We start from the raw sequence: 12,027 nt of genomic DNA on the forward strand, positions 1-12,027 counted from the left end.
GTGTAGCCGCCGCGGGCCGCGTACAGATCCTCGGGCACCGTCTGCTTGCCGTCGGACATCAGCACTATCCGCGCCGGCGGTGGCCATGCGTCAGACGCACCGAAGGCCACATTGGGGCGCTTCAGGCCAGGGTCGGGAGCTGGGCCGCCACTTCGGCCGGGGACGGCATGGCCGCGACTTCGGCCGCCAAAGTGCGGGCCGCGTCGCGGACCGACGTGTCCGTGAGCAGGTGACGCGCCGTCGTGGCGACGGCGTCGGTGGTGACGTCGGCGGCCAGGAGGCGGTCCCCGACGCCGGCCGCCAGGACCGCGTCCGCGTTGCTGAACTGGTCCGCCCCCTGCGGCAGGAGCAGCTGCGGCCGGCCCGCGCCGAACGCGCCGAGCGTCGTGCCGCTGCCGCCGTGGTGGACCACCAGGTCGACGTGCGGGAGCAGCTCCGACTGCGGCACCCACGACTCGAGCCGCACGTTGCCCGGCACTTCGCCGAGCGCCGCCGGGTCGACCGTCGGGCCCGTCGCGACCAGGACGTCGACGTCCAAACCGGACAGACCGGTGATCGCCGCGCCCAGCACGCCCGCGTGGCCCATCGCCGTGCCGAGCGTCAGGTAGACCAGCGGCCGCGACCGCTCGAGCACCCCCGCGGGCAGCTCGCCCGGCTCGCTCCAGCCGACCGGCCGCAACGGGACGCGGGTCGCGCGCGCCAGGAACCCCGGCTCCTGCACCGACTCCGGGCAGATGTCGACGAACGGGCCGCCGAACGCCAGGTCCTCGCCGACGTCGATGCCCAGCTCCGCGCCGTGCGCGCGGATCGCGTCGCGGATCCGCGACACCATCGGGTCGTCGCTCGACACCCGGCCGAACCCGTGTGCCACCACCGGGATCCCGGCTTTCATCGCGGCGAACGCACCGCCCGAGTTGCCGGATTCGCTGACGACGAGGTCGGGCCGGAAACGAGAGAACAGCGGCAGCAGGTCGGCGACGAACCGCTTCGGCATGAACTCGCCGAACACCTTCGCGACGATCGGCCCGAGCACCTCCGGCGGGATCTCGCCGGGCGGGCGCCGCGGGCCCGGTGGCCCGGACTCGGCGAAGGCCTGCCCGAACGCGTCGCGGATCGCGAGCCCGGCCGCCGCCGTCTCGAGCCCGGCTTTCGTCAGCTGTGGCAGGAAGTCTTCCGAGGTGGCGAAGACGACGTCGTGGCCCGCGTCGCGCGCGGCGATCGCCAGCGGGACGAGCGGGAACGTGTGACCGAAGGACCCCAGTGAGGTGAAGAGCAAGCGCACTCCCCCGACCCTAGCCCGTAGGCTGGCGCGGTGACTTCGACCTCCACACTGCGTGACGCCGCGTTCCGCTGGATCGCCGACGACCCGGACGACAGCTCCCGCGCCGAACTGCAGGACGTCCTCGCCCGCGCGATGGGCGGCGAGGCCGGTGCGGCCGCCGAGCTGGCCGACCGGATGGCCGGGCCCCTGGAGTTCGGCACCGCCGGCCTGCGCGGGCCGGTGCGCGCCGGGCCGAACGGGATGAACGTCGCCGTCGTCACCCGGACCACGGCGGGGGTCGCGGAGTGGCTGAAGGCGCACGGGCACGCGGGCGCGCTGGTCGTCATCGGCCGCGACGCGCGGCACGGCTCGGAAGCCTTCGCGACCGCGGCCGCCGAGGTGCTCACCGCGGCGGGCTTCGACGTCAAGGTGTTCCCGAAGCCGCTGCCGACGCCGGTGCTCGCGTTCGCCGTCGGGCGGCTCGGCGCGGTGGCCGGGATCCAGATCACCGCGTCGCACAACCCCCCGGCCGACAACGGCTACAAGCTCTACGACGCGACCGGCGGCCAGATCGTGCCGCCGTCGGACGGCGAGATCGAGCGCGCCATCCAGGCCGCGCCCGCCGCGGTGAGCGTGCCGCGGGCACCCGGCGCCGAGGTCGTCGATCTGCTGGACCGCTACCTCGACGAGGTCGCGACGCTGCCGATGGGAGCCGAGCGCGCGGTGCGGGTGGCCGCGACGGCGCTGCACGGCGTCGGTGCCGACACGCTGCGCGCGGCGTTCGAGCGGGCCGGGTTCACCGACCTGCACCTGGTGGCCGACCAGGCCGCGCCGGACCCCGACTTCCCGACCGTGTCGTTCCCGAACCCGGAAGAGCCGGGCGCGACGGACCTGCTGCTGGCGCTCGCGTCCGATGTGGACGCCGACCTGGCCGTCGCGCTCGACCCGGACGCCGACCGGTGCGCGCTGGGCGTCCGGGACTCGGGCGGCGGGTGGCGGATGCTGCGCGGCGACGAGACCGGCGTGCTGCTCGGCTCGTACGTGCTGTCCACAGTGGACCGGACGCTCCTGCCGGATCCGCTGGTCGCGACGACGATCGTCTCGTCGTCGATGCTCGGCGAGATCGCGAAAGCCGAAGGCGCCCGCTACGCCGAGACGCTGACCGGGTTCAAGTGGCTGGTCCGCGCCGGCGAAGGGCTCGTGTTCGCCTACGAAGAGGCGCTCGGCCTGTGCGTGAACCCGGGTTTCGTGCGCGACAAGGACGGCATCGCCGCCGCGACGCTGGCCGCCGGCTACGCCGCCCGGCTGAAGGCCGAAGGACGCACTCCGCTGGACGTGCTCGACGAGCTGGCGCAGCGCCACGGCGTCCACCTCACCGACCAGGTTTCGCTGCGGGTCACGGATCTCGCGGTCCGCGGGCAGCTGATGGCGAAGGTGCGGGAGACGCCGCCGGCCGAGCTGGGCGGCGTCACCGTGACGCTGGAGGACCTGCTGCCGGACGCGGACGTGCTGCGGCTCACCGGCGACGGCCTGCGCGTGGTCGTGCGGCCGTCCGGCACCGAGCCGAAGCTGAAGGCGTACCTGCAGGTCGTGGCGCCGGTGCCGGGTTCGCTCGCGGAGGCTCGCGATGCCGCGAACGCGAAGCTCAAGGCGTTGCGGACCGCCGTCGAGGAACTGCTCGCCTGATGCCGAGGCTGTTGATCGTGCACCACACGCCGTCGCCGTCGACGCAGGCGCTGTTCGAGGCGGTGCTGGCCGGCGCGACGCACCCGGACGTCGAGGGGGTGGAGGTGGTCCGCCGGGCGGCGCTGGCCGCCACCGTCCCCGACGTCCTCGAAGCGGACGGCTACCTGCTGGGCACGCCGGCGAACCTGGGCAGCATGAGCGGGGCGCTGAAGCACTTCTTCGACACCGTCTATTACCCGTGCCTGGACGCGACCCGAGGCCGGCCGTTCGGGTACTGGATCCACGGGAACAGCGACACGTCGGGAACCGAACGCCAGCTGCTCTCCATCACCACGGGTTTGGCCTGGGAGAAGGTGGCGGAGCCGGTGATCGCCACGGGCGACCCGGACAAGAAGACCCTCGAAGCGTGCGCCGAGCTGGGCGGCACCGTGGCCGCCACGCTGATGTCCTGAAACGTAAGGGGCCTGTCACCGGAAGCCCTGGGGGTCGACCTCCGGCAACAGGCCGTGGCCAAGGGATCGCCCGAGAGCGTTCGACCTTGGCAGCTGAAGCGTACTACAGACCGCGGATCATGACGAGCCGGCGGACGCGAAGGCCTCTCGTCTTGCGGTTCCGTACACCCCCAGGGTACGGAGAGCAAGACGAGAGGCGCGTCAACTGTAAACCACTGCATACGATAGCTGTCAACATGTGCGTACAGTGGTTTCCCGGCTAGAATTTTCACGGTGGAAACCTAGGGGACGGGTATGGCACGGGAACGCACCTTCGCGGAACGCCTGAGCGCCCTGATCGAGGCCGCTCGGATGGACGGCCGCGCGCCGCACAGCTACCGGGAGATCTCGGCCGCCGTCGAGCGGGCCGGCGGGCCGGCGATGTCGCCCGCCTACCTGCAGCAGCTGGCCACGGGCAAGCGCGTCAACCCGAAGATCCACTATGTTGAGGCCCTGGCGAAGCTGTTCGGCGTGCCCGTCACGTACTTCTTCGACGAAGAGGCAGCCGCGCCCCCGGCCGGGGAAGCGCAGCTGATGGCGATGCGGGCGCAGGAACTCTCGCCGCAGGGCCGGCGGCAGGTGATGGACCTGCTGGAGCTGGTGGAGCGCTACGAACGGGCCGAACGCGAAGGCCGGAACCCGGAGGACGCCGCGCGATGAGGGAACGGGAGCTGCGCCGCCGCTGCCGCAAGCTGCTGAAGCAGCTCGACATCGGCCCGCCGCTCGACGTCGAAGTGCTTTGCGCGCGGCTGGGCGACCAACGGGGCAAGCCGATCCGGCTGATGCCCTATCCGCTGGAGGTGCCCGGGCCGTTCGGCTGCTGGATCGCCACCTCTTCGGCGGATTACATCTTCTACCAGGCCGAAACCACGAAATCCCACCAGGACCACATCATCCTGCACGAGCTCGGGCACATGCTGGCCGACCACCACCCGCACGGCGACGCCCAGCCGGCCGACTTCCTGCGCGGCCCCGCTCCGGATCTTGACCCGGATGCAGTACACCGCGCACTGCGGCGGACGTCCTACGATGACGCGCACGAGTGGGAAGCCGAGACCGTCGCCACCATCATCCTCGAGTGGGCGTCGGTCCTGAACTACACGATCCCGCGGCGTGCCGCTGACCGGGATCTCCGCCGGATCCAGGGGACGCTCGGCGATCACCAAGGGTGGTTGTGAGCACACTTTTCAGCCCCGTGAACATTCTCGCGATGGTGCTGTTCGCCGCCGCATTGGCGTGGCGGATCTACCAGGTGCAGCGCGCGCCGACGGTGCCGAACTGGGCCGTCACCGCGTGCATCGCCGGGTTCGCCGCGGCGTTCCTGCTGCAGCAGACCGTCGTGTCCGACGAAATCGACGCGGTCTTCGGCGCCGGCGCGGCGCGCGTGGCCAACAACGCGCTGCTGGCGTGCGCCGTGTGCGCGCTGGTGATCTTCTTCCTCGGCTCGACGCTGGGCCCGCGCCGCTACCGCCGGGTGGTGGTGGAACTGGTGCCGCTGGCCGCGGCGATCACGCTGATGATCGTCACGATGGCCCTTACGGCACCGGAACTGCGCGGGCTCCCGCTCGGGCCGTCGACCATCCACGACACCGGGATCGCGCTGTTCTACCTCGGCGCCGGGCTCTACCTGATCTACGGCCTGATCGCCTGCACCGCGTGGATCGTGCGCTACCTGCGGGTGGCCGACCGGCACCTGCGGATCGGGCTGCGGATGGGCGCGGCCGGCATGGCCTGCGCGGCCGTGGGCAGCATCTTCCGCGCCCTGTACATCGTGGTGGCGTGGGCGTTCGGCCCGGTCGTCAAGGTGCTGCTGCTCCTCGGGGTGCCGTTCGTGATCGTCGGCGGGATGCTGTTCCTGCTCGGCGTCACCTACCCGGGCGTGAGCGCGCGCGTGTCGGCGTTGCGCCGGCGCCGCCAGCACCGCCGCGAACACCAAGCGCTCGGTCCGTTGTGGACGGTCCTGGTGCAGGCGTTCCCCAGCATCGTGCTGCGGACCCCGCCGCGCCGGCGCAGCGAACTCCTTTCCCCGCGCAGCATCCACCGCGCACACTACCGCCGGGTGATCGAAATCCGGGACGGCCTGGTGCAGCTGTCGCCGTACCTGTCCGCGGACTTCGGCGAGGTCGTCGCCACCGATCCCGGGGCCGCCGCGGCCGCGTTGAAGACGGCGCTGGCGCGGCACGCGGCCGGCGAAGAGAGCGACGGCCACGCCAAGCAGGTGCTGCCCGCGCCGGCCGACGACATGGAATCCGACGTCCGGCCGTTGCTCGCGCTGTCGGCGGCGATGGCGAACGGGACGGCGTGACGTGGACACCCTGATCACCGCGGGCCGGGTGCTGCCGCGGCCGTCGGCGCCGGTCGAAGACGGCGCCGTGCTGGTGCGTGACGGGATGATCGTGGCGGCCGGTCCGCGCGCGGACGTCGTCGCCCAGGCGGCGCCGGACGCCGCGCGCCACGACTTCCCCACCGGTACCGCGCTGGCCGGGTTGTTCAACGTCCACGTGCACCTGGCCTTCGACGCGTCGCGGGAGATGCTGGCTCACTTCTCCGCTTCCGGCGATCCCCTGGAGGGCGCGCGCTCGCGGCTGACGTCGATGCTGCGCAGCGGCGTCACGACGGTGCGGGACCTCGGCGACCGCGACCACCTGGGCGCGGCGGTCCGCCGGTCGTTCGCCGGCGCGGCCGCGCCCCGGCTGCTGGTGTCGGGGCCGCCGATCACGGTCCCGGACGGGCACTGCCACTTCTTCGGCGGCGCGGTCTCTTCCGACGCGTCGATCCGCGAACTGATCGACGCGAACGCGGCGGCGGGCGCGGACGTGATCAAGGTGATGGCCAGCGGCGGTCAGATCACCGAGGGCGGCGCGGACATGTGGGAATCCCAGTTCTCCGAACGCGAATTGGCGTTGGTGGTGTCCCACGCGGCTTCCCACGGGCTGCCGGTGGCGGCCCACGCCCACGGCGCGGACGCGATCGAGGCGGCGGTGGCGGCCGGGGTGTCGACGGTCGAGCACTGCAGTTTCCTGACCGGGCCGAGGTCGTTCGACCGTCGCGATGCCGTGGCCGCGCGCATGGCCGCCGACGGCATCTCGGCGTGCTCGACGAGCAGCCGCAACTGGCGGGCGATCGTCGAGAAGCTGGGCGACGAGGTGGCCCAGGCGATGTACGGGCGGCTGCCGTGGCTCGAGGAGCACGGCGTCCGGCTGCTGGCGGGGACGGACGCGGGGCTGCCCGGGTCGGTGTTCGACGACCCGGTGGGCGCGCTGGAGCTGTACGAGTGGCTCGGTTTCCCCCGACGCCGGATCCTGGAGATCGCCACCTGCGACTCCGCGGCGGGGCTGGGCCTGGCCGACGTGACCGGACGGCTGGAAGCCGGGCTCTCGGCGGACGTCCTGGTCGTCGAAGGTGACCCGCTCGCGTCGCTCGCCGCGCTGCGCAACCCCCTCCTGGTGCTCGCCCAGGGTCGCGAAGCCTAGTTTCCCGATCGGGGCATACCTGGTTTGGTGACACTGTTTTAAAACAGTGTTATCGTAGCGGCAGCCCACCTCGAAGGAGTCCCCGATGCACGGCCCCACCCAGCTCTTCACCGTGATCGCCCTGGTCTCGCTCCCCACCGTCATGTACGGCGGCTACGCCCTGATGGGCGTCCTGCGCGACCGGAAGCTCACCGAACACCAGCGCGCCATGTTCCGCGCCGGCCACGCGCACGCCGGCGTCCTGCTGATCCTGGCCCTCGTCGCCCTGCAGGTCCTCGACCGGACCACCCTCTCCGACGCCACCCTGTGGGTCACCTGCTTCCTGCTGCTCTTCGGGATCCTCGCCCAGTCCGGCGGCTTCTTCCTGCACCTGATCCCGGACCGCGGCAAGCTCGGCGGCCGCGTGACATCCGCCGGCGCGGTGCTCCTCGCGGCCGGCACGCTGCTCACCGCGTACGGGGTCGCCTTCGCCTGACGAACCCGGTCGTTAAGCTGGGTGACGTGCCTGAATACCTGCCGACCGCGCCCTACAAGGGGACCCGGGACTTCCTGCCCGCCGAAATGTCCGTCCGTACGCAGGTCTTCGGTCATCTCTACGACGTCCTCGAGCGCCGCGGCTTCCTCCGCTACGACGGCCCGATCCTCGAATCGGCCGAGATCTACGAGCGGAAGTCGGGCCAGGAGCTGGCCGACAAGCAGCTGTACACCCTGACCGACAAGGGCGGGCGGCGGCTGGCGCTGCGCCCGGAGATGACGCCGTCGGTGGCGCGGATGATCGCCGGGAGCGCGAAGTCGCTGTCGTTCCCCGTCCGCTGGTACAGCCACCCGAACTGCCACCGGTACGAGGCGCCGCAGCGCGGCCGCGTGCGCGAGCACTGGCAGATCAACGCCGACATCTTCGGCTCGGACAGTGCCAACTGCGAGATCGAGATCTTCGAGCTGGTCCACGACATGATGGCCGCGCTGGGCGCGACGCCGGACATGTTCGTGCTGCGCGTCAACGACCGGAACCTGCTGACGTCGGCGCTCACCGACGTCGCCGGGGTGTCCGAGGACCACCTGGCCCAGGTGTTCGCGCTGGTCGACCGCTGGGAGAAGTACCCGCGCGAGAAGCTGGCGGAGAGCGCCGCGGAGATCGGGCTTTCGGACAAGCAGTTCGAGAAGCTGGCCGAGACGCTCGACATGGGCGAGGCGCTGCTCGACGAGCTGCCGGCCGAGGTGCGCGAGCAGTCGAACCTCGTGAAGGTGCTGAACAGCAGCGCGGGCAGCCTGGTGAAGTACGAGCCGATGATCGTGCGCGGGCTGGCGTACTACACGTCGACGGTGTTCGAGGTCTTCGACACCTCACCGGAGAACCGCCGAGCCCTCTTCGGCGGCGGCCGCTACAGCGACCTGGCGTCGATGTTCACGCCGCAGCAGATCCCGGGCATCGGGTTCGGCATGGGTGACGTGACGCTGATCGACTTCCTCGAGACGCACGGCCTGGCGCCGGCGCCCCGCAGCGAGGTCGACGTCATGGTGATCCCGGTGACCGAGGACCTCTCGGACGCGGCCCGCTCGGTGGCGTCGTCGCTGCGCGCGGCGGGGCTCCGGACGTCGACCCCGATCGAGCACCGCAAGCTGGGCAAGGAGCTCACCCGTGCGGACAAGGCGGGCGCGGTCGCGGTGGTGATCGTCGGCCAGGACGACTGGGCGGCCGGGAACGTCACGGTCCGCAGCCTCGCGACGCGGGAGCAGAACCCGGTCGCGATCGCCGACGCCCCCGCCGCGGTCCAGGCCCTGCTGGGCTGAAAACGGCTCGACGTCCCTGGCACGCTGGGAACGTGTTCGAAGCCGAGATGCCCGACCTCGACGTGCTCGCCGCCGGTGACGTGCGGCGGTGGGTCGAGTTCGACGTCGCCGTCCGGCGGGCGTGGTGGGTCGGGCGGGACCTGAAGCCGAGCCGGCGGCCGTCCCGCGCCGAGCTGGCGATCACCGCCTGCCACGGGAACGGCCGCTTGCGCGAAGCCGCCGTCGCGCGGCTGGCGGTCAGCGCCGATCCCGAAGCCCTGCCACTGCTGCTGATCCGGTGCGTCGACTGGGTCGAGCCGGTCCGGGACCTCGCGCGGTCGCTGGTGCTGCCCAAACTGGACGAACCGGCGTTCCGCGCGATGCTGCCGTTGATCGGCGTGCTGCGCCGGCGCCAGGTCGACGACTGGATGACCACGCTGTTCCGGCAGGCGCTGACCCCGCGGCTGCTCGACGCCGCGTTGGCGGTCGCGGACCGGGAGACCCGCCGGTGGGTCCACGGAGAAGCGATCGGGCTCTTGTCCCGCGAGCGGCTGCTGGACATTTCGTTGCGGGACCAGGACTTCGTGGTTCGCGCACGGTGCGGCACCGCGTTGCTGGACCGCGGCGAATGCGTCGAGGAACTGCTCGCGGGCGGAGCACCGAAGGTCCGGATGCGGGCGCTCACCCTGGCCGGCCACGCAGAGGCGTACTTGGCCGACCCGGCCTCCGCCGTGCGCTCGATGGCGCAGGCCCTGGTGCGCAAGGCGGGCGGCGACCCGGCCGCGCACTACCGCGCGCTGCCGGTTTCGTTCGGCATGCTCGCCGGGCTCGGCGAGACCGGGACGTCCGAAGACGCCGGACTGCTGGAACGGCACCTCACCGACGAGCGCCCCCGGATCCGGCGGGCCGCCGTCCGCGGGCTGCGCCGGATCGCGCCGGAGTCGACGGCGGTGCGGCCGCTGCTCACGGACCCGTCGCCCGCGGTGACCCGCCAGGTGGTGGCGTTCCTGCGCGGCAAGTTCGTCGACGTGTCCACGCTCCAGGGCTTGCTCGCCACGGACGGGCCGCTCCACACGCGACGCGCGGCCGCGGCGCTGCTGCGCGACCGCGACACGTGGACACGGCTCCACACGGACCTGACCCTCCTGGGCGACCCGGATCTCGCCGACGAAGCCCGTCAGGACATCTACGCCTGGCAGGACCACGTGACCGGCGTGTACACGAAACCGCCGGCCGGCTGGCGAATCGAAATGGAGGTCCTCTGCGACCAGCTCGAACCCGCGCTGGCCCGCGAGATCCGCTTCGCACTGGGCTTCAGGAACTGAGCTGACACCGATCTCGCGTGATCGGAGCCGTAACTCGCGTGATCAGGTCCGTAACTGGCGTGATCAAGCCCGTAACTCGCGAGTTCCGGCTTCAATCACGCGAGATCCGGGTTCCGTCACGCGAGTTCCGGCCCTGATCACGCGGGGTCGGCGCGGAGGAGCCGGAGGGTGAACGTGGCTCCGTCGCCCGGGCGGCCCGCCGCCGCGATCGTGCCGCCGTGGCCCGTCACCACCTCGCGGACCAGGGCCAAGCCCAGGCCGAACCGGCGGCCGTCGCCGTCCGATCCTCGGGCGAAGCGCTCGAAAATCCGCTCCGCGTCCGCCGACGGGAAGCCGATGCCCGTGTCGCGGATGCGCAGCTCGACGTGCCTTTCGTCCGGGACGCCCAGCCACACCTCGATCGAGCCGCCCGGTGGCGTGTGGCCCAGCGCGTTGTCCAGCAGTGCCGAAAGCACGCGCCGCAGGGCTGTCGGGACGCCCTGGACCACGTACGGCCGGCGCTCCCGGGACACCGCGAGCCGGACCTGGCCCGCCCCCGCGCGGACCGCCTCCGCAGCCACCGCTTCCTCGGCCAGGCCGCCCAGCTCCACCAGCTCGAACTCCGGCCGGTCGCACGCCTGGGCCGACAGCAACAGGTCTTCGACGACCTCACCGAGTTCCCGCGTGCCGCGGACCAGCTGCTCGAGGTCCTCCGCGTCACGACCGGACGCGCGCCGGGCCAGCAGCTGCGCGCGGGTGTGCAGCCGGGTGAGCGGGGCGCGCAGCTCGTGGGACGCGTCCGCCACGAACGTCCGCTGCCGGCGCAGCGCGTCGGCCAGGGGCCGGATCGCCCGGCAGGCCAGCACGCGGCCGCACAGCACGGCCGCGAGCAGCGACAGCACCTCGGCGACCACGAGCCCGGACACCAGCGCCGAGCGGTCCTGGATCTGGTACAGCTCCTCGAAGTACGCCTGCGAAACGACGCCGCCGCGGTTCTCGACGCGGATCGTGTACGTCATGCCGCCGATCGGGCGCCGTTCCGTGTGGACGTCGCCGGGCGAGGGCACGGTCGCGTCCAGCGCCACGATCGGCATCCCGGCCGGCGGTTTGCCCGCGGGCGCGTGCAGGACCGGGGTGAACAGCCAGACGCAGCCGGGCGGGGTCGCGGCCGGGCCCAGCTCGACCGTCCTGGCCAGCGTGCGGTCGGCCTCGGCGTGCTGCCGGGTCAGCAGCATCGCGTAGGCGATCCCGCCCGCGACGGCCACCAGCATCGACACCACGACGGCGATCTGCGCGGTGATCGCCCACCGCGCCCGCCGCAGGGCCCGCTCCTCCGGGGCCGGTCTCATACCGCGCCGAGCTGGTAGCCGAGGCCGTGCACGGTCCGGACGACGTCGCGGCCGAGCTTGCGCCGCAGGTAGTACACGTAGGTGTCCACAATGGACTCCCCCGTCGAGTCGGCGAAGACGTTCGTGCGCAGCGACGCGCGCGGGTGGATCGCCTTGGGCCGCTGCGCGAGCGTCCGCAGCAGCTCGAACTCCCGTCCGGACAGCGTGATCCGCTCCCCTCGCGGCAGCACGACCTCGTGCCGCTGCAGGTCGAGGGCCGCCGCGCCGAGCGGAAGGCACTCCGCGCCCTCCAGGTCACGGCGGCCGAGCGCGCGCAGCCGGGCCAGCAGCTCCTCGGCCTCGAACGGCTTGACGAGGTAGTCGTCGGCGCCGGCGTCGAGCCCGCCGACGCGGTCGGCGAGCTCGCCCAGCGCCGAAAGCACGAGGACGCGCGTGGTCACCGCCTGCGCGCGCAGGCGGGCGAGCAGTTCGAGGCCGTCCAGCACCGGGAGGCGGCGGTCGATGATCATCACGTCGTACCGCCCGGTGAGCCCGAGGTGCAGGCCCCGCTGGCCGTCGTGCGCCGCGTCGGTTTCATAGCCTTCGTCCGCGAGCAGCTCGGCGAGCATGCCCGCCAGCTCGCGGTCGTCTTCGACGAGCAGCACTCTCGGTTTCGTCGCCCCATCGTGCACGTACCCATACTGGCAGTGATTT

12 protein-coding genes are annotated in these 12,027 nt (G+C 72.3%); 9 read left to right on the forward strand and 3 right to left on the reverse strand.

What is annotated here, in order from left to right:
• Positions 1-121: 121 nt before the first annotated feature.
• Entirely contained in the window at positions 122-1,282 is a 1,161-nt protein-coding gene (locus AB0M83_RS16955; RefSeq protein WP_364517918.1) for a glycosyltransferase, read from the reverse strand.
• Positions 1,283-1,312: 30 nt separating this feature from the next.
• Between AB0M83_RS16955 and AB0M83_RS16960 the strand changes: the two genes are divergently transcribed.
• The 9 genes from AB0M83_RS16960 to AB0M83_RS17000 all read left to right on the forward strand — a co-directional run bounded on the left by AB0M83_RS16960 (position 1,313) and on the right by AB0M83_RS17000 (position 10,006).
• Positions 1,313-2,947, forward strand: a complete 1,635-nt coding sequence (locus AB0M83_RS16960; protein WP_364517920.1) for a phospho-sugar mutase — start codon at positions 1,313-1,315, stop codon at positions 2,945-2,947.
• Complete coding sequence (locus AB0M83_RS16965; RefSeq protein WP_364517922.1) at positions 2,947-3,399, forward strand: NAD(P)H-dependent oxidoreductase; 453 nt, start codon at positions 2,947-2,949, stop codon at positions 3,397-3,399. Before AB0M83_RS16960 ends, AB0M83_RS16965 begins: the two co-directional genes overlap by 1 nt.
• 294 nt (positions 3,400-3,693) lie before the next feature.
• Positions 3,694-4,098, forward strand: a complete 405-nt coding sequence (locus AB0M83_RS16970; RefSeq protein WP_364517924.1) for a helix-turn-helix transcriptional regulator — start codon at positions 3,694-3,696, stop codon at positions 4,096-4,098.
• On the forward strand, positions 4,095-4,616 hold the full coding sequence (locus AB0M83_RS16975; protein ID WP_364517926.1) for a hypothetical protein: 522 nt from the start codon (positions 4,095-4,097) through the stop codon (positions 4,614-4,616). The genes AB0M83_RS16970 and AB0M83_RS16975 overlap by 4 nt, the downstream gene beginning before the upstream one ends.
• Positions 4,613-5,743: an MAB_1171c family putative transporter gene (locus tag AB0M83_RS16980; RefSeq protein ID WP_364517928.1), complete on the forward strand. Its 1,131-nt coding sequence runs from the start codon at positions 4,613-4,615 to the stop codon at positions 5,741-5,743. Before AB0M83_RS16975 ends, AB0M83_RS16980 begins: the two co-directional genes overlap by 4 nt.
• A 1-nt stretch (position 5,744) precedes the next feature.
• Complete coding sequence (locus AB0M83_RS16985; RefSeq protein WP_364517930.1) at positions 5,745-6,911, forward strand: amidohydrolase family protein; 1,167 nt, start codon at positions 5,745-5,747, stop codon at positions 6,909-6,911.
• A gap of 85 nt (positions 6,912-6,996) precedes the next feature.
• On the forward strand, positions 6,997-7,386 hold the full coding sequence (locus tag AB0M83_RS16990) for a hypothetical protein (protein ID WP_364517932.1): 390 nt from the start codon (positions 6,997-6,999) through the stop codon (positions 7,384-7,386).
• Between the two features lie 26 nt (positions 7,387-7,412).
• Entirely contained in the window at positions 7,413-8,702 is a 1,290-nt protein-coding gene (hisS, locus tag AB0M83_RS16995; RefSeq protein WP_364517934.1) for a histidine--tRNA ligase, read from the forward strand.
• Positions 8,703-8,734: 32 nt separating this feature from the next.
• Complete coding sequence (locus AB0M83_RS17000; RefSeq protein ID WP_364517936.1) at positions 8,735-10,006, forward strand: HEAT repeat domain-containing protein; 1,272 nt, start codon at positions 8,735-8,737, stop codon at positions 10,004-10,006.
• Positions 10,007-10,143: 137 nt separating this feature from the next.
• Here the strand turns inward: AB0M83_RS17000 and AB0M83_RS17005 are convergent, their stop codons facing one another.
• The gene (locus tag AB0M83_RS17005; protein ID WP_364517938.1) at positions 10,144-11,334 is read right to left on the reverse strand and encodes a HAMP domain-containing sensor histidine kinase; all 1,191 of its coding nucleotides are present in this window, start codon (positions 11,332-11,334) and stop codon (positions 10,144-10,146) included.
• Positions 11,331-11,978, reverse strand: coding sequence for a response regulator transcription factor (locus AB0M83_RS17010; protein ID WP_364518140.1), 648 nt, complete (start codon positions 11,976-11,978; stop codon positions 11,331-11,333). The genes AB0M83_RS17005 and AB0M83_RS17010 overlap by 4 nt, the downstream gene beginning before the upstream one ends.
• Positions 11,979-12,027 lie beyond the last annotated feature (49 nt).

Origin of the sequence: Amycolatopsis sp. NPDC051106 (assembly GCF_040682775.1) — a bacterium.
Taxonomy (GTDB): Bacteria; Actinomycetota; Actinomycetes; order Mycobacteriales; family Pseudonocardiaceae; genus Amycolatopsis.

Excerpts from the sequence above, each read along its gene's own strand:
- AB0M83_RS16965 (WP_364517922.1), top strand. The coding sequence starts at position 2,947 with ATGCCGAGGCTGTTGATCGTGCACCACACGCCGTCGCCGTCGACGCAG.
- AB0M83_RS16970 (WP_364517924.1), top strand. The coding sequence starts at position 3,694 with ATGGCACGGGAACGCACCTTCGCGGAACGCCTGAGCGCCCTGATCGAG.
- AB0M83_RS16975 (WP_364517926.1), top strand. The coding sequence starts at position 4,095 with ATGAGGGAACGGGAGCTGCGCCGCCGCTGCCGCAAGCTGCTGAAGCAG.
- AB0M83_RS16990 (WP_364517932.1), top strand. The coding sequence starts at position 6,997 with ATGCACGGCCCCACCCAGCTCTTCACCGTGATCGCCCTGGTCTCGCTC.
- AB0M83_RS17005 (WP_364517938.1), bottom strand. The coding sequence starts at position 11,334 with ATGAGACCGGCCCCGGAGGAGCGGGCCCTGCGGCGGGCGCGGTGGGCG.